The following is a 23371-nucleotide window of genomic DNA, read 5'->3' on the forward strand; positions in this document are numbered from 1 at the left end:
TGTGTCGACTCACGACAGCCGTACCCGAACGAGGGCCACGACGGTGCGGTCGCGGTGCTCGTTTCGCCTAGCGCCTCTCCCTCGACCCGGCGTCCGTGCGTGTTTCCGTGACGTTAAACGTGATGTTGAATACGGAAACAGTCTTGACATGAACACTTCCGTCAAGTGGTTGTCCGCTGTACCAAATGAGGGCCAGCTTTTCCCGCTCAGGGAGGTCCTGTGAGACGCGTCAAATTGCGATCCACCGTTGTCGCCTTCGGGCTCGCGATGATGTTCGGCCTGGTGCTGACAGGTCCGGCGCACGCCGCCGGACCGGCCTATGTCGCGCTGGGAGACTCGTACTCGGCCGGCAACGGCGCAGGGAACTACGACAGTTCGAGCGGAAGCTGCCACCGCAGCCTCAGCGCCTACCCCTACCTGTGGAAAAACGCCCACGCACCGTCCTCGTTCGCCGACACTTCCTGCTCCGGCGCGATCACCACGGACGTGACGAACAGTCAGCTCGCCCCGCTGAACTCCTCCACCGGCCTCGTCTCTCTCACCATCGGCGGCAACGACGCCGGCTTCGCGGACGTCATGACCACCTGCGCGACCGGCTCGGACACCGACTGTGTCAACCGGGTGAACACGGCCGAGAGCTACGCTCAGAACACCCTCCCCGCCCGCCTGGACGCCACCTACAACGCCATCCGCGCCAAGGCGCCCAACGCCAAGGTGGTCGTTCTGGGCTACCCGCACATGTATACGCTCAACGTCTTCTGCGTCGGCCTCAGCGCCACCAAGCACAGCAAGATCGACGAGGCTTCGGACGTCATCGACAGCGTCATCGCCGGCCGTTCCGCCGCCCACGGCTTCGTCTTCGGGGACGTCCGCACCACGTTCGGCGGCCATGAGCTGTGCTCCAGCGACGGCTGGCTGCACTCCCTGGTGGTCTCGCCGAGCTGGGAGTCGTACCACCCCACCGCCACCGGCCACGCCAGTGGCTACTACCCCGTCCTCAACGCCAACAGCTGACCTCCCCGTGGGGCGAGTCGGCCTGGCTCGCCCCCTCGGGCCTCCGCCGTCGAACGGCGGGCCGGACCCGGTCGGCCGTTTCGGCGGTCGGCCTCCGCGGAAGAGGCACGAATCGGCACTCGGACGAGTGCAGGCGGGGCGCGATCGAGATCGTACGGTCGTCGGGCCCGGACGGTGACGACGCCGCCCGGGAACCCGGGATCAACCCCGTCCTGAGCCGCGCCCGCCGGGCCGGTCACTGATACTGGGAAAATGGGCAAACTCGGGCGATTCGTCCCAGCGAGCCGACGGGGCGACCGCGTGCCACCGAAGGCCGGGCCGCCGGAAGCCGGCCCGAAGGCCCGTCACCATTCGGCCGGCCGACGTGTGCTGTGGTTGCGGAAACCGCGCAGCGTCGCCGGTCAGGTCTTCCTGCTGCAACTGGTGGTCGTCCTGCTGCTCATCGCCACGGCCGTGGCGGTGCTCGTGATCCAGGACCGCAACCGCGCGATCCAGGAAGCCGGCGACCGGTCACTGGTGGCGGCCGAGTCGTTCGCGAACGCCCCGGGCACCGCGGAGGCGATGAAGAGCGACGACCCGACGGCGGCGCTCCAGCCACATGCCGAGGCGGTGCGCAAGAAGACCGGCGTCGACTACGTCGTGGCGCTGAGTCCCTACGGCTTCCGGTGGACCCACCCCGACCCGGACCAGATCGGGAAGCACGTCTCCACCTCCTACGGCCAGGCGCTCCAGGGCGAGCCCCACCAGACCACGTTCGACAGCAGCCTGGGGAAGGCGGTCGACTCGACGGTGGCCGTCTTCGACGAGAAGGGGACCGCGGTCGGCCTCGTCACCGTGGGGGTCACGGTGGACAAGGTGAGCAGTGTGGTGCAGCGCCAACTGCCGGTGATCTTCGCCTCCGGCGGTGTCGCACTGCTGCTGGCCGCGGGTGGGTCGGCACTGGTCAGCGGGCGTTTGCGGCGCCAGACCGGGGGCCTGGGGCCGGTGGAGATGACCCGCATGTACGAGCACCACGACGCGGTGCTGCACGCGGTCCGCGAAGGCGTGATCATTCTGGACGGCGACGGAAGGTTGCTGCTGGCCAACGACGAGGCCCGCCGGCTGCTCGCACTGCCACCGGATGCCGAGGGCAGCCCGGTCACCGGACTCGGGCTGAGCCCGGCCCTGGCCGGACTACTGGGATCGGGCCGGGCGGCCACGGACAAGGTCTTCCTGGCTGGAGACATCCTGCTCGCGGTCAGCGTGCGGCCGGTGGGCCTGCAGGGGGGCAGCGTGGCCACCCTGCGGGACACCACGGAGCTGCGCGCCCTCGCGGGCCGGGCGGACGTGGCGGGCGGGCGCCTGCAACTGCTCTACGAGGCCAGCATGCGGATCGGTACCACCCTCGACATGACGCGCACCGCCGAGGAACTGACCGAGGTGGCGGTCCCGCGCTTCGCCGACTTCGCCACCGTCGAGCTGTTGGAGCCCGTGCTGCAAGGGGGTGAACCGACCGGGGCGAGTATGGAAATGCGCCGTATCGCAGCCGGGGGCATCCGGGACGACGCGCCCCTTCACCCTGTCGGGACGCTCAAGCGCTACGTGCCCGGCAACCCCGTGGCCATCGGTTTGACCACCGGCCGGCCGGTCCTGGTGGCGCAGCTCGCCGTGGCCGACGGATGGCGGGCCCAGGACCCGGAGCGGGCCCAGAAGGTCATCGAATTCGGTGTCCACTCCATGATCTCGGTGCCGCTCCGGGCCCGAGGCCAATTGCTGGGGGTCGTGGAGTTCTGGCGTTCGGAGCAGGACCCCTTCGAGCCGGACGACCTTTCTCCCGCCGAGGAACTCGCCGCCCGGGCGGCCGTGTGCATCGACAACGCGCGCCGATACACCCGCGAGCACACCACAGCCGTCACCCTCCAGCGCAGCCTGCTGCCCGGCGTATTCCCCGAGCTGTCCGCACTGGAGGTCGGGCACCGGTACCTGCCCGCCCAGGCGGGGGTGGGCGGCGACTGGTACGACGTCATCCCGCTGCCGGGGGCCCGGGTGGCCCTGGTGGTCGGCGACGTCGTCGGGCACGGTCTGCACGCCGCCGCGACGATGGGTCGCCTGAGGACCGCGGTGCACAACTTCGCCGCCCTGGACCTGCCTCCGGACGAGCTTCTCGCGCACCTGGACGACCTGATCACCCGGATCGACCAGGACGCGGCAGCCGAGGGCAACACCGACGGCGTCACCGGTGCCACCTGCCTGTACGCGGTCTACGATCCGGTCTCCGGGCGGTGTGTCCTCGCCCGGGCCGGTCATCCCGGTCCGGCGCTGGTCTCGCCCGACGGCTCCGTGACCTTCCCCGACATCCCCGTCGCCCCGCCACTCGGCGTGGGAGGAGGTCTGCCGGTCGAGACGGCCGTACTCCGGCTGGCCGCCGACAGCCGGCTGGTCCTCTACACCGACGGCCTGGTCGAGGCCCGCGGCCGTGACATCGACATCGGGCTCGGCATGCTGAAGGAGGCGCTCGCCCATACGAACGGCGCAACCCCGGACGACACCTGCCGGGCGGTGCTCGACGCGATGCTGCGTACCAGGTCGAGTGACGATGTCGCCCTGCTCGTCGCACGCACCCGGCTGCTCGACCCGGAGCAGGTCGCGGAGTGGGAGGTGCCCGACGACCCCGCGGCCGTCCCCCGGGTCCGCGCCGAGGCCACCCGCAGGCTGGAATCCTGGGGGGTCGGCGAGGCCGCCTTCACGACCGAGCTGATCCTCAGCGAACTCGTGACGAACGCCATCCGGTACGGAGGCAGCCCCATCAGTCTGCGGCTGCTGCGCGACCGCGACAGCCTGATCTGCGAGGTCGCCGACGGCACCAGCACCTCCCCGCACCTGCGCCGCGCAACCCTCACCGACGAGGGGGGCCGTGGGCTGTTCCTCGTCGCGCAAATGTCCCGCCGCTGGGGGACCCGTTACACCGACCGAGGCAAGATCATCTGGGCTGAGCAGTCGCTCGACGCCGGAGCCACCGGGGACCTGAGCGGTCTCCTGATGGCGGACCTGTGAAGCGGGACGGAAACCGGACCGCAGCCCCGGCGGGTGCGCACGCCGAGTGCGTTCAGGAGGCGTTGTCGACCGTGAGGTACGGGATCTTGGCCGGGTCCTGGCCGAAAGCGGCCCCGAGATAGACGGCCGACAGTTTGGTGAGCGTTCCGTCGTCGATCAGCTGCCTGATGACCCGGTCCAGCTCGTTCCTGTTCCGTGACCCCTTCGGGTACAGGGCGCCGTAACCCTGGTCGGTCCTGTACTGGCCCACGAGGCGCACCCTGCCCTCCCGCTTCTGGGGATACGCCAGCAGAATCGTCGTGTCGTGGACGACCGCGTCGATCCGTCCCTCCTCCAGGGCCGTGACCATGTCCGGGTCGTTGGGGAAGGCCGTGACGGGCTTGGTCGGCTTGAGGCGCTTCTTGACGAACTCCTCGCCCGTGGTGCCCTCGGCCACTCCGATGCGGACGTCACGGATGTTGTCTCCGTTGATCTTCTCACCGTCCCTGATCAGCACTCCCAGGGTCGAGGAGAGGTAGGGCGGGGAGAACTCGGCGACCTTGCTCCGCTCCGGGGTGATCGTGATCTGCGCCAGGGCCAGGTCGAAGTCCGTGGTCCGGCCGGACACGACCTCCGGGAAGGGGGCGTTCTCCACCTTCACCCGGTCGAGTCCGGACCGGTAGGCGATGTTGGCGGCCATGCAGTACTCGTAGCCGCTCGTGATGGAGGCCGGCGTGTTGCCGCCGTTCCACCAGCCGGGCGCGGGCAGGGTCGTCTTGACCGTGAGGGCGCCCGCTGTCCGGGGCGACAGATGAAACTCACCGTGATGTCCCGAGAGCGGGCATTCGCCGTAGTGGGCTTTCGACGACTCCGACCCGCCCTGGCCACAAGCCGATGTCGCGACGATGAGCGCCACGCTGACAGCCAGAGAGGCGATCGCTGCCGCGGCGCGCATCATTGCACCTCCGGTAGGGGCATACTCCTTGAGTCACCATAAATCACCCCGAACCTTACGACTGCCGGAGCCACGTGGGAGGACCCCGGGGCGCGGGTCGGGTCACCCGTCTTCCGGCGGTGCCGCAGCGGCGGGTCGGAGGCGCGTGCCGTGTCCCGGTCGTGACGTGTCCCGGTCTTGCGGTTTTCCGGCCTTTCCGTGTCCCGGCCTTGCCGGACCTCGGTCGTGCGGGACCCCCGTGTGATCAGCCGGGCAGCTGTCGGAAGAGGTCACGCGGGTGCCCACGGAACGTGACTCCTCGGCGCTCCCGCAACGCGGTCGCCGCAGACGCCCTGCGCGCGCACCCTTCGAGGACGGGCGCCGACCGCGCTCCCTGTGCGCGGGGCCGCAGCGGCGCACGGCGCACGGTGTGCGCCGTCGGATCCGGTGCCGGTGGCGGCACCGGTCCCGGACCCAGCGGATCGCCGCTGAGGTGCCGGGCGGTCTCTCGGAGTTGACCGAGAAGTTCAACGTCCTTCCGATGTTCGCAGAAGGTGCGACGGAAGCCCAGGCGAGGAGGCTGCGGAGCCGCCGACGGAGCAGAGCGTGGAGGACCGGACCTGGCCGACGCGGTCGGACTGACCACAGAACCCACGTGGACGACGACGATCGGGCGGAGTCGCGCGGCGCCTCGTGAACCGCTCGGCTGATCGATCAGGGTGACAGCTCTCCGAGGTCGTCTCACCGACCTCGAGAATGCCTGTGTCTCTGGCCGCGAGGGGGTGGATGCCCGTGGGTTCTGTCCATGGATTCATCGACATGACGATTTGGTTGCCGGGACACGCCTCAGGTGAGGGTGAGGCGCCGCCACCCGGGGCGATCTGAGATCCATTGCAAAGTGGTCGGTGGGTGAAGGGAGTTCACGGCCGGCCATCGAGCGGGAGACCGCATGCTCGCACGTGTGCCCGAGTCCGGCCCAACTCGCGCCGTCGGCTGATAACTTCGTGCAATCGGTCGGACACGTTCTGGCGCGGGATGTCGCCGGGACCGGATGGACAGGCTCAACGACGGTGCAGATTTCGCAGGTCCTGGACAAGGTGGACGCGGGAGACATCGCGCTTCCCGAGTTCCAGCGTGGCTACGTCTGGACGCGCGACCAGGTGCGCGGGTTCTTCCAGTCCCTCTACCGCGGATACCCCATCGGCGGTTTTCTGACCTGGAGCACCAAGGCTGAAGGTGTTCAGACGCGGGGCGGGGGCTCGGGCCGGGACGGCTCGATCCATCTGCTGCTCGACGGTCAGCAGCGCGTCACCACTCTCTACGGAATCACCCGCGGCAGAGCTCCGGGCTTCTTCGAGGGCAACGCCTCGGCGCTGACAGGACTGCACTTCAACCTCCAGACGGAGGTCTTCGAGTTCTACGCCCCGGCGAAGATGAAGGACAATCCGCTCTGGGTGGATGTCACCGCGCTCTTCCGGAGCGGACTGGCCAGCCAGCTCCTCGCCGTGAACCAGTTGGCGAACGGGGACGCCGACCTGCAGGTCGTCTACATCGAGCGCCTGAACCGCATCACCCAGATAAAGGATCGCAGTGTCCACATCGACGAGGTGACCGGCGAGGACAAGACCATCGACGTGGTCGTGGAGATCTTCAACCGTGTGAACTCGGGCGGTACCAAACTCTCCAAAGGCGACCTCGCCCTGGCTGCCATCTGCGCGGCCTGGCCGGCTGCCCGGCCGACCATGAACCAGGCTCTACAGGAATGGTCGACCGCAGGTTTCGGGTTCAAGCTCGACTGGCTGCTGCGCAACGTCAATGCCGTCATCACCGGTGAGGCGCAGTTCTCCAAGCTTGCCGACGTGGATGTTCCGGCGTTCCGGTCGGGACTCGCCGAGACCATCGACTCCGTGTCGTATCTGCTCAACTCGCTCGGCGGACGGCTGGGGCTCGACCACGGTGCAGTCCTGAGCGGCCGCGGTGCCTTTCCGGTGATGAGCCGACTGCTGCACCGCTACGGAGGCGCGTTCCCCGATGCCATGACGCGCGACCGCCTCTTCTACTGGTATGTGCACAGTTTCCTCTGGGGCCGTCACACGGGAGCCACCGAGACCGTCCTCAACCAGGATCTGCAGGCGCTCGATGACGGCGGGGTCGACCAGTTGATCAGCGTGCTGCGGCGCAGCCGCGGCGGCCACCTCGGGATCGGTTCGGACGACTTCGTCGGTTCCAGTATGGGTTCGCGGTTCTACCCGCTGCTCTACATGCTGACGCGGGTGTACGGCGCCCAGGACTTCGTCAGCGGAGTCCCGCTGCGGGACGGGATGTTGGGACGGCTCAGCTCACTCCAGGTACACCACATTTTCCCCAAGGCGCTGCTCTACAAGCACGATTACGGCCGGGGAGAGGTGAACGCGGTCGCCAACTTCTGCCTCCTCACCCAGGACACGAACCTGAAGATCGGGGCGAGGGAGCCTGCTGAATACCTGGAGGAGATCGAGGCACGTATGCCAGGGGCGCTGGCGACCCAGTGGATCCCGATGGACCGCGACCTCTGGAAGGTGTCCAACTACCCCGACTTCCTGGCCGCCCGGCGCGTTCTCCTTGCCCATGCCGCGAACGAGTTCCTCCAGGGTCTGCACGACGGCCCGTCTCCGGTGGCGCTGGAGGACGTACGGGCGTCGCTGGCTACGACCTCGCTCGCGGACCCGTCCGGCATGGCCAAGACCGACCCGGCCGACGAAGTTCCTGGCCTCCGCATACTGCTGGCCGAACTGCACGAAGCCGACCTGGCCGTACCGGAACTGGACAGTGAGGTCAGCGACGTGCACACCGGCGCCGCAATCACCGTGGCAGCAGCCTTCTGGCCGCAGGGGTTGCGGGCGGAGGGCGGTGTGCCCGTCGTTCTGGTCCCGGACACGACCGAGGAGGAGCAGGCGGCACTCGAAGCCGGCGACTACCGCATCTTCCACAGCACGGAGGCGCTGCGCGCGTACGTTCGGAATCTATGCGCCGAGCAGTGAGTTCAGGGCCGACAAGCTGAGAGTGGGCAGGCGTGGGCCGGCGGCTGACAGCCCGTCGGCCGGAAGTTCTTCAGTTCCATGCGGCAGAGTCGAACGAGGGTGGCACCCGCGACGAGGGTGCCACCCTCGTTCGACTTGCCATGTGGTCGTGCGGTCCGGCAGAACTCCAGCTCCGCGTCCGCGCCGGCGCCTACGAGCAGCGCGTCCGGCACGCCCTCGACGGACCCGTCCACCTCCGCGGACCCGAGCTCGTCGGCCACGGACGCGCCGACGCCCACGGACGCGCCGACGGGCACCCCGCCGTCCGGCGGTCCCGGTGGCCCCGGCGGTGGAGGTGGCGCGTTCGGCTACGGCAGCGGTGTCGACTTCATGGCGTTCCTGGGCACCCCCTCGGCGGACGGCGCCTGGCAGCTGTACTTCGGCGGCCACCACCTCGCCGTGAACCTCACCTACCGGGACGGCAAGCCGGTGAGCGGCAGCCCGTTCTTCATCGGGGTCGAACCGAGCACGTGGACGGCGGACGACGGCACCACGTACACGCCGCTGGCGAAGCAGCGAAACGGCCTGCTCGCGGTGACCGGCAGCCTGAAAACGGAGCAGTTGACGAAGGCCAAGCTGTCCGAGTCCTTCAGCGACGTGCACCTCGGTCCGGGCAAGGACGGCCAGTTCCCGGAGACCAAGGAAGGCATCCCGGTCAGCTCGCTCACACCCAAGCAGAAGCAGCTGGTCCTGCGGGCGATCCACCCCTGGGTCGCCAACGTGGACGACGCCACCGCGAAGCGGCTCATGAAGACGTACGAGCATGAGCTGAACCAGACCTATGTCGGCTACTCCGGCGGCACCGGCCTGGACACCCAGGGCGACTACGTGCGCATCGACGGCCCCGGCGTGTGGATCGAGTTCGTCTGCCAGGGCGGCGTCGTCTTCCGGGGCCAGATCCACTACCACACCGTGTACCGGGACCATACCCGTGACTACGGAAGCGAGTTCACCTTCTCATGACCCGATCGCGGAACTGGCTGACCACAGCACTACGCCTGGTGGCCGGCGGCGCTCCTGCTCGGGGCGTCGCCGGCCGCCGCGCACCCGATGCCGCACTCGGTGGTCCAGCTCGACGTGTACAAGGCATCGGTCACCGCGCGGCTGGAACTGCCGGTCGACGACTTCTTCCGGGCGAGCGGGATCGATCTGAACAGCATCGGACCGGCCGCCCTGCCCGCCAGGGCGGCGGCCATCCGCAGCTACCTCGGCCGCCACATCCGTCCGACCACCCTCCAGGGGAAGGCATGGCAGGTCGGCATCGGCGCGCTGAGCCTCAGCCGCATCGAGCGGACCTCCACCGGCCCCTACCGTGAGCTGGTCGCCAAGGTTGTGTTCACCCGTCGGTACGATCCGCCTCGACATCCGGCACATGAAGGTGCCGCCCCTGACCGTCGACCTCGGCAACGGCAGTACCTGGCGCGGCTTCCTCGCCATGACCGAACTCGGCGGCGAGCACATCCTCACCGGTACCGACCACCTGTTGTTCCTGCTCATCCTGCTCCTGCCCGCACCGCTGCGGGCCACCGGGCGACGCTGGCACGGCCTGGTCGGCGCCCGCGCCGCGCTCGGGCGCATCGGCCGCATCACGATCGCCTTCACCGCCGGCCACTCCGTCGCCCTGGCCGCCACCGCCCTCGGCCGCCTGGAGATCCCCGGCCGGCCGGTCGAGGCCTTCATCGCCGCCAGCATCCTCGTCGGCGCCGTACACGCGATCCGCCCCCTGTTCCCAGCGGTGGTCGCGGGCGTCTTCGGCCTCGGCCACGGCATGGCCTTCTCCTTCGTGCTCGCCGAGATGCATCTGTCCACCGGACAGCTCGTGTTCAGCCTCTTCGGCTTCAACCTGGGCATCGAACTGGTCCAGCTCCTGCTGGTCTGCCTGGCCCTGCCGGTGCTGCTGGTGATGGCACGGCTGCGGGTGCAGCCCGCGCTACGGGTGGCCGGCGCGCTGCTCACCGCCACGGCGGCCGTCGGCTGGCTGGCCGACCGGCTCGGCATGCCCAACCCGGTCGCCCGGACGGCCGACAGCGCCGGATCCCACACCACCCTGATATTGGCCGCCCTCGCGCTGTCGGCGGTCGCCGCCACCGGCTGGGCGCTGTCCAGCCGGCGGCGCGCCCTGGGCGAACCGAGCGGCGGTGGCCGCCTCGTGCCACGGCCGCGCACTGCTCTGCGCGGTCCGAGGCCGAGCCGTGCGCCGTCTCGCGGAGGAAGGTGAGGGCGAGGGTCGGTCCTGCGGCCCTGGACAAGGAGCGGTGCCCGGTTCGAGAATACTGACCACTCCATACCGTATGCACAATGCGGATGCGGAATGCGCGTTCGTTTCGCGGTTGCCCAGGCCTTCCTGTGCCCCGACCTGCGGCGCGTGCCTGATGAGGCGCCCCGTGGGAATGCTCACCGATGCGGTCGTGTCCACGGCGTTCCTCCTGTGGGCGCGACCGTGTGTCCGCGATCATGTGTTCGCGACGTGATGAGTGGTCTTTTCGATATCGACCGGAGTGAGGTAGCCCACCATGTCGACTCCAGCACCCCGACTCGCCCAGTCCGCCAACCGTATTCCGGGCGGCGGGACGGTCATCGACCGGCTCGTGACAGCCAACCGTGCATACGCCGCCGGGTTCGTGGACCCCGGGATGGGTGCCCGCCCGGTCCAGCGGGTTGCCGTCGTGGCCTGTATGGACGCCCGGATCGACCTTCATGCCGCGCTCGGTCTCGAACTGGGCGACTGTCACACCATCCGCAACGCGGGCGGCGTCGTCACCGACGACACGATCCGCTCCCTGACGATCAGCCAACGGGCGCTCGGCACCCGCAGCGTCATACTGATCCACCACACCGGCTGCGGTCTGCAGAGCCTCACCGAGGACTTCCGGCACGAGCTGGAGATGGAGGTCGGGCAGCGGCCGGCCTGGGCGGTGGAGGCCTTCCGTGACGTCGATCAGGACGTACGGCAGTCGATGCAGCGAGTGCGTACGTCACCGTTCCTGCCGCACACCGACGACGTCCGCGGCTTCGTCTTCGACGTCACGACGGGGTTGCTGCGGGAGATCGACCCACGAGCCTGAGCTGTCCCTGCCCTCTTGCCGCCGGGCAGGCGTCCGCGGCAAGGGGGTTCCAGCTCCGGTCATTCGCACATCTCGAACTCCGTCCTCGGGCTTCCTCCTTGAGCTCCCGCTTTGAACTCCCTCCTTGAACTTCCTCCTTGAACCGCTCTCTTGGGATTCGCTCCGCGCCCCCTCTGGCGCACCCCGAGGAGTGACGGCATACTGTATGCAATTCCCGTGGGAGGTCGTTCCCGAGGAGGGGGTCACCCCGTGTCCTACCGCTCTTCTCTCTCGGCCGTACTGGCCCGAGTTGTCGCGCCCGCCGCCGAACCGACCGTCCGGGAAGGCAGGTTCCCCCGCGCCGCGGTCACGGCTCTCGGCCGCGCCGGGCTGCTCGGTCGCACCGTCTCCCCGGAGTTCGGCGGCGGCGGGCTCGGGCTGTCGGAGGCCGCCGACGTGGTCACGCGGACCGCGCGCGTCTGCCCTGCGACCGCTGCCGCGCTCGCGTCCCACTTCGCCGCGGTCGCCGCCATGGAGTCCTGCGGTGGTTCCTGGGTGCGCGGAGAGATCGTCGCCGGACGGCACCTCGCCGGCCTCGCCCTGGACGAGGGTGGCCCCAGGGAGCAGGGGGCGGAGGTCCCGTACGGGAGGTCGTGCTCGGTCGCGGCCCGGTTCGCCGATGTGGTCGCTCTGCGGGGTCGTAAGTGTCAGGTGGTGGCGGCGGGCGAGGCCGACAGCTATCTCTGGTCCTCCCGGCCGCTCGCCGGGCCGGACGGCTTGACGCTGTGGGCCGTTCCGGCGCAGGCGTCGGACCTGTTCGTCCCGGCCAGGCCCTGCGGGGGAGGGCCCAGAGGCAGCGCGACCTCCACCCTGTGCGCGGATCCGGTGCTGGTTCCCGCCGACGTGATGATCGGACGGGACGGCGGAGGGCTCGACGTCCTGCTGCGCACCGTGCGACCGTGGCTGCTTGAGCTGAGGGCCGCCATGGGTGACGACCTCCTCGGGGCCGGTGACGACCTCCTCGGAGCCGGCGATGGCGTCCTCGGGCCCGGTGCCGACTCCGTCCGGCCCGGAGTCGAGGGTCTCGCCCTCGGCTCCGGCCGTCGTCCCGCCGACTCCCTCGCCTCGACGTGAACCCCGGTTCGGCCGACGACGTGGCCCGGCGGGCAGGGCGATGAGCCTTGTGCGAGGGCCCGTTCGGTCAGTCCTGGTTCACTCCGGCGGCGATCTGCTTGCGGTAGAAGCCGGTGGTGCGCTCCGTGTGCTTGCGCATGACCTCGCCGGCACGGTCCGCGTCGCCCTTGGCGATGGCCCTGATGAGCTGGGCGTGTTCGTTCCAGGCCTCCTTGCCGCGAGGCCGGGCGATCGGCGTGTAGTACCAGCGCACCTTCTGGCTGACACCGGCGATCAGTTCGGCCAGTACGGCGTTGTCGGCGATGGAAGTGATGACGGCGTGCAGGGCGGTGTTGGCCGCGACCAGTCGCTCGACATCGTTCGCGGTGAGGGCGTCGACGCCTTCCTGGTGCAACTCCCAGAGTCTTTCGACGTCCTCGGGCTTGGCCTGCTGGGCGGCGAGTTGGGCCGAGTAGGTCTCGAGGACCGCGCGGACACCGAGGAGTTGGGCGGCCTCCTCCTCGGTGGGGGAGTGGACGAAGGCGCCCTGGGCCGGGCGCAGATCGACCCAGCCGTCGGTCTGGAGTCGTTGCAGCGCCTCGCGTACGGGCTGGCGGCTGACCCCGAGGTGTTCCGCGAGCTCTGCCTCGACGAGGTGCTGGCCGGGCTTGAGGGAGCCGTTGACGATCAGCTCGGTCAGGGCGTCGTACACGGCCTGCCGCAGCGGCGCCGGGCGGGTGACGCGCCGGGACGCGGCGGCGGTGAGTGCCTCACGCATGGGAGCCCCGTTCTGCCACCGGGCCCGCGGGGCCGACGGCTCTGCCAAGAGGTGGCCGCCGAGAGGGTTGCCGACGGCTGCGTCAGCATACAGGTTTTGGTATGCAGGATGGAGGGCGGTTTCGGGAGTGATCCCAGGCCGGCCGGGGTGCCGCCCGAGCTGCCGCCGCCCGCCCTCGGGCAGGTCGCAGGCGCGTCGCGACCGTACGGGGACGCCCGCCCTCCGTCCTCCCGTCGGCCAAGTCCCGCCCCCGCGAAGGGGGTTGACCTTGATTGAGTTCTGTATACAGAAGCCTGTATGGGGTAGTGTCTCAGTCTCCCGCAAGCATCGCCGGGGACCCGCGTGACGGAAGGCGGAGCGATCATGACGACCAGCGCGAGTGACGTGACGGTCGAGAGCGTGGTCCGGAGGGCGGCGGCCGGTCATCGGGGTCAGCGCGGTGCGCTGTTGCCCGTACTGCACGCCGTACAGGCCGAGTTGGGTCATGTGCCGCAAGAGGCGATTCCGGTGCTCGCCGACGAGTTCAACCTCTCCCGGGCGGACGTCCACGGAGTGGTGACCTTCTATCACGACTTCCGCCGCGAGCCCGCCGGACGCACCACCGTTCGCATCTGCCGGGCCGAGGCCTGCCAGGCGCTCGGCGCCGAAGACCTGGTGACCTACGCCCGCGAGGCCGGACTGACGGTGGGGGAGACGACCGCGGACGGTGCCGTGACCGTCGAGCAGGTCTTCTGCTTCGGCAACTGCGCCCTCGGCCCCTCGGCGGAGGTGAACGGCCGACTGTACGGACGGGTCGGCCCGGCCCGGCTGGGCTCGATTCTCGACGGGACGGTCTCCTCATGAACAACACCGGAAACAACACCGGACACTCCGCGGCGACGGTCTACGTCCCCCGTGACTCGGCGGCCCGGTCCGTCGGCGCGGACGATGTCGTGGTCGCACTGCAACAGGCCGCCGGGCGCGCTGACTTCGCCCTCGACGTCGTACGCAACGGATCACGCGGCATGCTCTGGCTGGAACCCCTCGTCGAGGTGGTGACCCCGCACGGCCGTGTCGGATACGGCCCCGTGGCCCCGTCCGACGTCGAGGAGCTCCTCGCCGCGGGCATGCTCGACGGTGCCGACCATCCCCTGCGGCTCGGCGTCGTGGACGAACTCCCCTGGCTGGCCCGGCAGAACCGGGTCACCTTCGCCCGGGTCGGCGTCACCGACCCGCTGTCGACGGACGACTACGTGGCGCACGGCGGCCTCGCGGGGCTGCGCGCCGCGCTGGAACGATCGCCCGCGGACGTGGTCGCCGAGGTCACCGCGTCCGGACTGCGCGGTCGGGGCGGCGCGGGATTCCCGGCGGGCATCAAGTGGAAGACGGTCCTGGACTGTACGGACGAGCTGAAGTTCGTCTGCTGCAACGCGGACGAGGGCGACAGCGGCACCTTCGCCGACCGGATGGTCATGGAGGGCGACCCGTTCATGCTCATCGAGGGCATGACGATCGCCGCGCACGCGGTCGGCGCGAGAGAGGGCTACCTCTACATCCGCTCGGAGTACCCGGACGCGGTGGCCACCATGCGGGCCGCGATCGGCGTGGCCCGCGAGCACGGCTGGCTCGGCAAGGGCATTCTCGGCTCCGCCCTCGACTTCGATCTGCACGTCCGCGTCGGCGCCGGAGCGTACATCTGCGGCGAGGAGACCTCCATGCTGGAGAGTCTGGAGGGCAAGCGCGGCACGGTACGCGCCAAGCCGCCGATCCCCGCGATCGAGGGCCTGTTCGGCCGACCGACCGTGGTGAACAACGTCCTCACGCTCGCGACCGTCCCCGTCGTGCTCGCGTCCGGCGCGCGGGCGTACGAGGAACTCGGCGTCGAACGCTCGCGCGGCACCCAGGTCTTCCAGCTCGGCGGCAACATCGCGCACGGCGGCATCGTCGAGACCGCGTTCGGCGTCACGCTGCGCGAACTGGTCGAGGACTACGGCGGCGGCACGTTCTCCGGGCGCCCGGTGCGCTCGGTGCAGGTCGGCGGCCCGCTCGGCGCCTATCTTCCGACGACGATGTTCGACCTGCCGATGGACTACGAGGCCTTCGCGGCGGCCGGGGCGATGGTCGGTCACGGCGGCGTCGTCGTCTTCGACGACACCGTCGACATGGCCGCCCAGGCACGCTTCGCGATGGAGTTCTGCGCCGCGGAGTCCTGCGGCAAGTGCACGCCGTGCAGGGTCGGTTCGGTACGCGGCGTCGAGGTCATCGACAGGATCGTGGCCGGCCGGCACCGGGACGAGAACCTGGCGCTCCTCGACGATCTGTGCGACCTGATGACGGACGGTTCCCTGTGCGCGATGGGCGGGCTGACGCCGATGCCCGTACGGAGCGCCCTCACCCACTTTCCCGACGACTTCCTCGCCCGCGAACCGGGCCGGGGGGCCAACTCCCGGCAGCCGAGCGGCGCGAGGACGGAGGGCACGGCATGACACTGCTCAAGGAACCCGACTTCGGAACCCCCGAACGGCCCGGCGAGGCCGTGGTCTCGGTGGAGGTCGACGGGCTGCCGGTGACCGTCCCCGAGGGCACGTCGGTGATGCGCGCCGCCGCGCTCGCAGGCATCGACATCCCCAAACTGTGCGCCACCGACAGCCTGGAGCCGTTCGGCTCCTGCCGGTTGTGCGTGGTGGAGATCGACGGCAGGCGGGGCACCCCGGCCTCCTGCACCACCCCGGTGGCGGACGGGATGAAGGTGCGTACCCAGACGCCGAAGGTGGAGAAGCTCCGTCAGGGAGTCATGGAGCTGTACATCTCCGACCACCCGCTCGACTGTCTGACCTGCCCGGCCAACGGCGACTGCGAACTGCAGGACATGGCGGGCGTGGTGGGCCTGCGGCAGGTGCGCTACGGCTACGAGGGCGAGAACCACCTCGACGCCGAGAAGGACACGTCCAACCCGTACTTCGACTTCGACCCCTCCAAGTGCATCGCCTGCTCCCGCTGCGTGCGGGCCTGCGGCGAGGTGCAGGGAACGTTCGCGCTCACCATCGAGGGGCGCGGCTTCGACTCCAAGGTCTCGCCCGGCGCCGCCGAGACGTTCATGGACTCCGAGTGCGTCTCCTGCGGGGCCTGTGTCCAGGCCTGTCCGACGTCCACCCTCCAGGAGAAGTCGGTCGTCGAACTCGGCATGCCGACCCGGTCGGTGGTCACCACCTGCGCCTACTGCGGTGTCGGCTGCTCCTTCAAGGCCGAGCTGCGGGGCGACGAACTCGTCCGGATGGTGCCGTACAAGGACGGCGGCGCGAACGAGGGCCACTCCTGTGTGAAGGGCCGCTTCGCCTTCGGCTACGCCACCCACCCCGACCGGGTGCTGCGGCCCATGGTCCGCGACAGGATCACCGATCCCTGGCGCGAGGTCGAGTGGGACGAGGCGATCGGCACCGTCGCCCGGCGGATGCGGGACATCCAGAGCCGGTACGGGCGGAGTTCGATCGGCGCGATCTCCTCGTCGCGGTGCACCAACGAAGAGGTCTACGTCGTCCAGAAGATGGTGCGCGCCGCCTTCGGCAACAACAACGTGGACACCTGCGCCCGCGTCTGTCACTCCCCGACGGGATACGGGCTCAAGCAGACCTTCGGCGAGTCGGCCGGCACCCAGGACTTCCGCTCAGTGGCGGAGGCCGACGTCATCATGGTGATCGGGGCCAACCCCACCGACGGACACCCGGTGTTCGCCTCCCGGATGAAGCGACGCCTGCGTGAGGGCGCGGAGTTGATCGTCGTCGACCCGCGCCGCATCGACCTGGTGCGCTCCCCGCACATCGAGGCCGCCCATCATCTCCAGCTCAGGCCCAGCACCAACGTCGCCGTCGTCAATGCCATGGCCCACGTGGTCGTCACCGAGGGCCTGGTCGACCGTTCCTTCGTGGACCGCAGGTGCGAAGGGTTCGACGAGTGGGCCCAGTTCGTCGCCCGGCCGGAGAACAGCCCGGAGGCCACCGAGGAGATCAGTGGTGTCCCCGCCGCTCAACTGCGGTCCGCCGCACGGCTGTACGCGAAAGCGCCGAACGGGGCGATCTACTACGGTCTCGGCGTCACCGAGCACAGCCAGGGCTCGACCATGGTCATGGGAATGGCCAACCTCGCGATGGCGTGCGGCAACATCGGCCGCGACGGCGTCGGGGTCAACCCGCTGCGCGGGCAGAACAACGTGCAGGGCTCCTGCGACATGGGCTCCTTCCCACACGAACTGCCCGGCTACCGCCATGTCTCCGACGACGCCGTGCGCGAGGTGTTCGAGAAGCTGTGGGGCGGCACACTCCTCGCCGAACCGGGGCTGCGCATCCCCAACATGTTCGACGCCGCGATCGACGGAACCTTCCGGGGACTGTTCGTGCACGGCGAGGACATCGCCCAGTCCGACCCCAACCTCCAGCACGTCACCGCCGCCCTCGAAGCGATGGAACTCGTCGTCGTACAAGACCTGTTCCTCAACGAGACCGCCAAGTTCGCCCATGTCTTCCTGCCCGGCGCGTCCTTCCTGGAGAAGGACGGCACGTTCACCAACGCCGAGCGCCGGATCAACCGGGTGCGCGCCGTGATGAAGCCGAAGACGGGCAAGCACGAGTGGCAGATCGTGTGCGAGATCGCCACCGCCATGGGCTACCCGATGGCGTACGACCGTCCGAGCCGGATCATGGACGAGATCGCCTCGGTCACCCCGACGTTCACCGGCGTCTCCTTCGAGCTGCTCGACAAACTGGGCAGCGTGCAGTGGCCGTGCAACGCCTCGGCGCCGGAGGGGACTCCGGTGATGCACGTGGACGAATTCGTGCGCGGCAAGGGCAAGTTCGTCGTCACCGCGTACGTGCCGACCAACGAGCGCAGCACCCGGCGCTTCCCGCTGGTGCTCACCACCGGGCGCATCCTCAGCCAGTACAACGTCGGCGCGCAGACCCGGCGTACAGGAAATGTCGCCTGGCACCCCGAGGACATCCTGGAGCTGCACCCGCACGACGCCGAGGTACGCGGCATCACCGACGGCGTGCTCGTGACGCTGGCCAGCCGGGTCGGGCGGACGACCCTGCGGGCGGAGATATCCGACCGGATGCCGGCCGGCGTCGTCTACACCACCTTCCACCACCCCGTGACCGGCGCCAACGTGGTGACCACCGAGAACTCGGACTGGGCGACCAACTGCCCCGAGTACAAGGTGACCGCCGTACAGGTCGGGCTCGCCCATCCGCTCGGGCACGGTGACGAGACGCAGGAACAGGACGGGAGCGAGAGGCCGGAACGGGACGGGAGCGAGAGGCCGGAACGGGACGGGAGCGAGACACCGGTGCGGGCCGAGGAGCAGGATCCGGTGCGGGCCGCGGACGACGTCCTTACGGCGGTGGACTGAGATGACGGCGACCGTGCCACCGGAACGCCGCATGGCGAACGACATCGCGGTGAACCTCGGCCATCTGCCGGGAGAGTCGGCCGCCGAGGCGATCGCGGGTCACATCGGCCGCTTCTGGGACCCACGGATGCGTTCCCGGCTTCTGGCGTACGTCGACGCCGGAGCCGACGGGCTGCATCCGCTGGTGATCGCGGCGGTGCGGCTCCTTCGCTGAGCGAGGCCGTGCACGGAGGGAGGCGGGACACGGTCGGCTCGGTAGGCTCGGGATGATCACGGGGCAGCGGGCCGGTCCGTTCCGCGGTGCTGGTGCTGGTGCTGGTGCTGGCTGGTGCGCGGCGCGGGCGAGAGGGGAGTCCTTCATGCTGTTCCGGCAGCTCGAGTACTTCGTGGCGGTGGCCAGGGAGCGGCACTTCGCGCGAGCCGCGGAATCCTGTTACGTCTCGCAGCCGGCGCTCTCGGCGGCGATCGCCAAGCTGGAGCGGGAGTTGAACGTCACGCTCATCAACCGCGGCCACAACTACCAGGGCCTCACCCCCGAAGGGGAACGTCTCGTCGTATGGGCCAAGCGGATCCTCGCCGAACAGGACGCGTTCAAGGCCGAGGTGGCCGCCGTGCAGTCGGGCATCACCGGGACGCTCCGCCTCGGGACGGACCCCACGGCCTCGACCACTCTGGCGATGCCGGTGGCCGCGTTCTGCGCGGCCCATCCGCTCGCCAAGGTGCAGGTCCGCTCCCGCCTGTCGACGAAGGAACTCCACCGCCAGCTGCGCGACTTCGAGCTGGATGTGGCGATCGCCCATTTCGATCCGGGCGATCAGGAGGGCCTTCAGGTGGTCCCCCTGTACCAGGAGAGATACATGCTGCTGGTCTCCGACGACCAGCTCATGTCCCAGACCTCCACCATGACATGGGCGGACGCGGCCCAACTGCCGCTCGCACTGCTGACCCCCGACATGCGCATCCGCCAGATCATCGACGGCGTCTTCGCGGACAAGGGCTTCGTGGTGACGCCTCAGGTGGAGACCGACTCCATCGCCGCGCTGTACGCGCATGTCGGCGGCGGAGACTGGGCCAGCATCGTTCCGCACACCTGGCTGCGCGCAATGCCGGTGGTCGGCAGGACGCGCGCGCTGCCGCTGGTCGACCCGGCGGCGGGCGCCCAGGTATCGGTGGCCATCCATGCGGCGACCCCCGGTTCGGTCGCCGCGCGGGCCTTCGTGAACGCGGCGACGGGTCTGGCGCTGGACGACTTCTTCGGGCAGCCGCTGCCCCACGAGCGTCGCGTGCGGTGAACGGCGCAGCCGGCCGGGCGGGCGCTGCCACGGCCGAGCCGGCGTCGCGGGCGCCGGCCCGGCGGACGGCGCGGACGGCCGCCGCCGTCAGGGAACGTACCGGGCCGCCACCGCGCGCCGGTCGAGACCGCCCTTGGCGGTGTGCGGCAGCGCGGCGACGAGCTCCAGCCGCTCGGGCACCTCGAAAGCCGCCAGCCGGTCGCGGCAGTACCGCAGGATCTCCTCCGGTCCGACGGCCTCGCCCTCGCGGACGGTCACGACGGCGCCGACCCGTTGTCCGTACACGGAATCGGGGAGGGCGAACACGGCGGCCTCGGCGACCCCGGGACATCCGGCGAGGACGTCCTCGACATGCTCCGGGGAGATCTTCTCGCCGCCGCGGTCGATGATGTTGTCGAGCCGTCCCGTGAGGGAGAGACAGCCGTCCGCGTCCAGGGACCCCAGGTCGCCGGTGCGCAGCCAGCCGCCCGCGAAACTGCGTGCCGTCCGCGCCGGTTCGGCGAGATAGCAGCGGGCGACCGTGGGCCCGCGCAGCCACACCTCGCCCTGTGCACCGGCCGGGCACGGCCGCCCGTTCCGGTCGGCGACCCGTACGTCCACCCCCGTCGGCCTGCCCACCGACCCGTACTTGAGGGCACCATGCTGCGGAAGCGGTTCGCTTGTCGCCTGGTGCGTGGATTCGGTCATGCCGTACGCGGAGAGCAGTGGCGCTCCGAAGGTGCGCTCCAGGGCCCGCTGCGTGGCCGGGTTCAGCGGGGCGCTGCAACTGCGCACGAAACGCGGAGGCGGGCGCTGCGGCAGCGCGTCCTCGAACTCCGCCCGGTCGAGCAGGACTTCGTGAACGGTCGGGACCGCGGTGAACCAGGTGGCGCCCGCGGCCCGCATGTCGCCCCAGAACGTCCGCGCGGAGAACCGCCCGCGCGCGGGCAGCAGGACGCATCCCCCGCCGGCCAGCGACGCCAGCAGCGCCGAGAACAGCCCGTGGCCGTGGAAGAACGGCATCACCGCCACCGTCGCGTCGTCGGGCCCCAGCGCGTACGTGGCGCAGATGCCCCGTACGGACGCGGCGACGTTGGCGTTGGTCAGCGGGACCATCCTGGCCCGGCCGGTGGTCCCGGCGGTGTGCAGGACCAGTGCATCGTCCGGCAGCAATTCCCGTGCCGCACCCCGTACTTGATGTACCGGCGCGCCGGTGTCGAGGACGACCGACGCCGTCCCCGCCCGGGAGGCGTCCACCCGCAGGGGCCAGCTGGAAACCCGTGGCGCCGCGACCGGCGGCCCGTCGGCCACCGGCGGACCGACCAGAACCGCAGATGTGCCGAGCGCGTCGAGCCGGGCGGACAACTCCGGTCCCGGCAGTGCGGGGTCCAGCGGCGCGACCACCAGCCCGGCCCGCGCCGCACCCAGCAACGCCACCACGAACTCAGCGGTGTTGGCGCCGATCAGGCCGATCGCCTCGCCCCGGCGCAGACCGGTGGCGCCGAGCCGCGCGGCCACGCCGTCCGCCAGAGCGTCGAGGGCGCGGTACGAGAGATGCACCCGGTCCCCGCCGACGATCAGGGCACGGGCGTACGGGCGTTCGCGCACCTGCCGGTCCAGAAGACCGGCGAGTCCCGTGACCGCCGGGGGCCGGTACCCGTCCGCGTCGCGCACCGATGCCGCGGCCGGAACGGCCATGACCGCACCCCCTCACGCCAGGTTCGATGAAGCGTCGTCCGCCCGTCGCGGCGGTCCACCGCTTCGGCGAAGCGGCCCTCTGCGAGCCTGCGGCGGCGCCCGGCACACGTCCAATACGTACTGACGAACAGCCGATAGCAGCTGTCTATCAAGGGAGTTGCAGGGCCCGGACCTGCCGTCGATAGACGCTGTTTATCGGCTGGTCGCCGATGGGTCTTGGACGCGGGCGAGCGGGCTGCGGAAGGTGAGAGGAGCAGCCGCAGAGGCAGGACCTGCCCAAGGAGGACCTCGGACCATGACCGCCCCCTCGACACCGGAGACCGCGGCGAACGCCGACGTGACGACCGAGCTCACCGACGGGTACCACCTGGTCGTCGACGCGCTGAGGATGAACGACGTCGACACCGTCTACGGGGTCGTCGGCATCCCGATCACCGACCTGGCCCGCCTCGCGCAGGCGCGGGGCATCCGCTACATCGGCTTCCGGCACGAGAGCAACGCGGGCCACGCGGCCGCGGCGGCCGGCTACCTCACCAAGAAGCCCGGCATCTGCCTGACCGTGTCCGCACCGGGTTTCCTCAACGGTCTGGTCGCGCTGGCCAACGCCACCACCAACTGCTTCCCCATGGTCCAGATCTCCGGCTCCAGCGAGCGGCACCTGGTCGACCTCAGGCAGGGCGACTACGAGGAGATGGACCAGCTCGCGGCGGCGCAGCCGTTCTGCAAGGCCGCCTACCGGGTGGGCCGCGTGGAGGACATCGGCCGGGGCATCGCCCGCGCGCTGCGCACCGCGGTCTCCGGGCGCCCCGGCGGTGTGTATCTCGACATCCCCGCCGCGGTGCTCGGCTCCATCATGGACGCGGAGGCCGGCGCGAGGACGCTGAGCCGCCTCGTCGACCCCGCGCCGCGCCAGCTGCCGGGGCCCGAGGCGGTGGACCGCGCGATCGAGCTTCTCGCGGGCGCCGAAAGGCCGTTGGTGGTGCTCGGCAAGGGCGCCGCGTACGCGCAGGCGGACGAGCGCATCCGCGAGTTCGTCGAGTCCACCGGCATTCCCTACATCCCGATGTCGATGGCCAAGGGCCTGCTGCCCGACGACCACCCGCAGTCGGCGGCCACCGCCCGTTCGCTGGCCCTGAAGAAGGCCGACGTCGTGATGCTCGTCGGCGCCCGCCTCAACTGGCTGCTGAACCACGGCGAGGCACCGCAGTGGAACCCCGACGCCCGGTTCATCCAAGTGGACATCGAGGCGAGGGAGATGGACAGCAATCAGCCCATCGCGGCCCCGCTCGTCGGAGACATCGAGTCGGTGCTCGAAGCGATCGCCGAGCGGGCCAAGCCCGGCCGGATCGCGGCGCCCGCCGCCTGGCGCGCGGAACTGGCCGCGCGGTCGGCGCAGAACGTCGCGAAGATGGCGGAGCGACTGAAGGCGGATCCGCACCCCATGCAGTTCATGGGCGCTCTGAAGGCCGTACGTGACGTCGTGCGCCGGCGCCCGGAGACGTACATCGTCAACGAGGGCGCGAACGCGCTGGACATCGCGCGCAACGTCATCGACATGCATGTGCCGAGGCACCGCCTCGACAGCGGCACCTGGGGTGTCATGGGCATCGGCATGGGCTACGCGATCGCCGCCGCCGTCGAGAGCGGCGCCCCGGTGGTGGCCGTCGAGGGCGACAGCGCGTTCGGGTTCAGCGGCATGGAGCTGGAGACGATCTGCCGCTACAAGCTGCCCGTCGTCACGGTCGTCATGAACAACGGCGGTGTCTATCGGGGTGACGACGTCAATCCCGTCGACGACGCCCCCTCGCCGACCACCCTCATGCTCGCGGCCCGCCACGACCGGATGATCGAGGCGTTCGGCGGCAAGGGCTACCGCGCCACCACACCCGCCGAGGTCAGCGCCGCGCTCACCGAGGCGCTGGCCTCCGGCGGCCCCGCGCTCATCGACTGCGTGATCGACCCCTCCGCCGGGACCGAGAGCGGCCACATCGCGCACCTGAACCCGAAGGGCATCACCGTCGGCAACATCACGCCTGCCAGGAAGTGATCCCCGAACTCCCTTCCCGTA

17 protein-coding genes are annotated in these 23371 nt (G+C 70.1%); 13 read left to right on the forward strand and 4 right to left on the reverse strand.

What is annotated here, in order from left to right:
• The first annotated feature begins 219 nt into the window (after window positions 1–219).
• Window positions 220–1014 carry an SGNH/GDSL hydrolase family protein gene (locus ACZ4N5_RS07615; RefSeq protein WP_467756171.1) on the forward strand — a complete coding sequence of 265 codons (795 nt, stop codon included), beginning with the start codon at window positions 220–222 and terminating at the stop codon, window positions 1012–1014.
• A 252-nt stretch (window positions 1015–1266) separates the two neighbouring features.
• Complete coding sequence (locus ACZ4N5_RS07620) at window positions 1267–4047, forward strand: SpoIIE family protein phosphatase (RefSeq protein ID WP_467756172.1); 2781 nt, start codon at window positions 1267–1269, stop codon at window positions 4045–4047.
• Window positions 4048–4099: 52 nt separating this feature from the next.
• On the opposite strand, the gene ACZ4N5_RS07625 is transcribed toward ACZ4N5_RS07620, so the two are convergent.
• The gene (locus ACZ4N5_RS07625) at window positions 4100–4981 is read right to left on the reverse strand and encodes an ABC transporter substrate-binding protein (RefSeq protein ID WP_467756173.1); all 882 of its coding nucleotides are present in this window, start codon (window positions 4979–4981) and stop codon (window positions 4100–4102) included.
• Window positions 4982–6030: 1049 nt separating this feature from the next.
• Between ACZ4N5_RS07625 and ACZ4N5_RS07630 the strand changes: the two genes are divergently transcribed.
• Together ACZ4N5_RS07630 and ACZ4N5_RS07635 are read left to right on the forward strand one after the other, a co-directional pair.
• Window positions 6031–7980: a GmrSD restriction endonuclease domain-containing protein gene (locus ACZ4N5_RS07630; protein WP_467756174.1), complete on the forward strand. Its 1950-nt coding sequence runs from the start codon at window positions 6031–6033 to the stop codon at window positions 7978–7980.
• Window positions 7981–8115: 135 nt separating this feature from the next.
• Window positions 8116–8982, forward strand: coding sequence for a DUF3500 domain-containing protein (locus ACZ4N5_RS07635; RefSeq protein WP_467756175.1), 867 nt, complete (start codon window positions 8116–8118; stop codon window positions 8980–8982).
• A gap of 29 nt (window positions 8983–9011) precedes the next feature.
• On the opposite strand, the gene ACZ4N5_RS07640 is transcribed toward ACZ4N5_RS07635, so the two are convergent.
• The gene (locus ACZ4N5_RS07640) at window positions 9012–9215 is read right to left on the reverse strand and encodes a hypothetical protein (protein WP_467756176.1); all 204 of its coding nucleotides are present in this window, start codon (window positions 9213–9215) and stop codon (window positions 9012–9014) included.
• A 176-nt stretch (window positions 9216–9391) separates the two neighbouring features.
• Here ACZ4N5_RS07640 and ACZ4N5_RS07645 point away from each other — a divergent pair, with 176 nt between their 5' ends.
• From ACZ4N5_RS07645 to ACZ4N5_RS07655, 3 genes are all read left to right on the forward strand, one after another.
• The gene (locus tag ACZ4N5_RS07645; protein WP_467756177.1) at window positions 9392–10237 is read left to right on the forward strand and encodes a HupE/UreJ family protein; all 846 of its coding nucleotides are present in this window, start codon (window positions 9392–9394) and stop codon (window positions 10235–10237) included.
• Between the two features lie 295 nt (window positions 10238–10532).
• A complete protein-coding gene (locus ACZ4N5_RS07650; protein ID WP_467756178.1) occupies window positions 10533–11084 on the forward strand; it encodes a beta-class carbonic anhydrase in 552 nt (183 codons plus the stop codon).
• A 249-nt stretch (window positions 11085–11333) separates the two neighbouring features.
• A complete protein-coding gene (locus ACZ4N5_RS07655) occupies window positions 11334–12197 on the forward strand; it encodes an acyl-CoA dehydrogenase family protein (RefSeq protein ID WP_467756179.1) in 864 nt (287 codons plus the stop codon).
• Window positions 12198–12264: 67 nt separating this feature from the next.
• Here ACZ4N5_RS07655 and ACZ4N5_RS07660 read toward each other — a convergent pair whose 3' ends face one another.
• Window positions 12265–12954, reverse strand: coding sequence for a GntR family transcriptional regulator (locus ACZ4N5_RS07660; protein WP_467756180.1), 690 nt, complete (start codon window positions 12952–12954; stop codon window positions 12265–12267).
• 363 nt (window positions 12955–13317) lie between these two features.
• On the opposite strand from ACZ4N5_RS07660, the gene ACZ4N5_RS07665 reads away from it, so the two are divergent.
• From ACZ4N5_RS07665 to ACZ4N5_RS07685, 5 genes are all read left to right on the forward strand, one after another.
• A complete protein-coding gene (locus ACZ4N5_RS07665; RefSeq protein WP_467756181.1) occupies window positions 13318–13797 on the forward strand; it encodes an NAD(P)H-dependent oxidoreductase subunit E in 480 nt (159 codons plus the stop codon).
• A complete protein-coding gene (locus ACZ4N5_RS07670) occupies window positions 13794–15419 on the forward strand; it encodes a formate dehydrogenase beta subunit (protein WP_467756182.1) in 1626 nt (541 codons plus the stop codon). The genes ACZ4N5_RS07665 and ACZ4N5_RS07670 overlap by 4 nt, the downstream gene beginning before the upstream one ends.
• Window positions 15416–18334: a formate dehydrogenase subunit alpha gene (fdhF, locus tag ACZ4N5_RS07675; RefSeq protein WP_467756183.1), complete on the forward strand. Its 2919-nt coding sequence runs from the start codon at window positions 15416–15418 to the stop codon at window positions 18332–18334. Before ACZ4N5_RS07670 ends, fdhF begins: the two co-directional genes overlap by 4 nt.
• Window position 18335: 1 nt before the next feature.
• On the forward strand, window positions 18336–18548 hold the full coding sequence (locus ACZ4N5_RS07680) for a formate dehydrogenase subunit delta (protein ID WP_467756184.1): 213 nt from the start codon (window positions 18336–18338) through the stop codon (window positions 18546–18548).
• A 145-nt stretch (window positions 18549–18693) separates the two neighbouring features.
• A complete protein-coding gene (locus ACZ4N5_RS07685; RefSeq protein ID WP_467756185.1) occupies window positions 18694–19626 on the forward strand; it encodes a LysR family transcriptional regulator in 933 nt (310 codons plus the stop codon).
• 87 nt (window positions 19627–19713) lie between these two features.
• Here the strand turns inward: ACZ4N5_RS07685 and ACZ4N5_RS07690 are convergent, their stop codons facing one another.
• A complete protein-coding gene (locus tag ACZ4N5_RS07690) occupies window positions 19714–21303 on the reverse strand; it encodes a FadD7 family fatty acid--CoA ligase (protein ID WP_467756186.1) in 1590 nt (529 codons plus the stop codon).
• Window positions 21304–21598: 295 nt separating this feature from the next.
• Between ACZ4N5_RS07690 and oxc the strand changes: the two genes are divergently transcribed.
• Window positions 21599–23350 (forward strand): oxalyl-CoA decarboxylase, encoded by a 1752-nt coding sequence (oxc, locus tag ACZ4N5_RS07695; RefSeq protein ID WP_467756187.1) that lies wholly within the window; start codon window positions 21599–21601, stop codon window positions 23348–23350.
• The last annotated feature ends 21 nt before the right edge of the window (window positions 23351–23371 follow it).

The sequence above is a fragment of the Streptomyces sp. NPDC026500 genome (assembly GCF_055567635.1).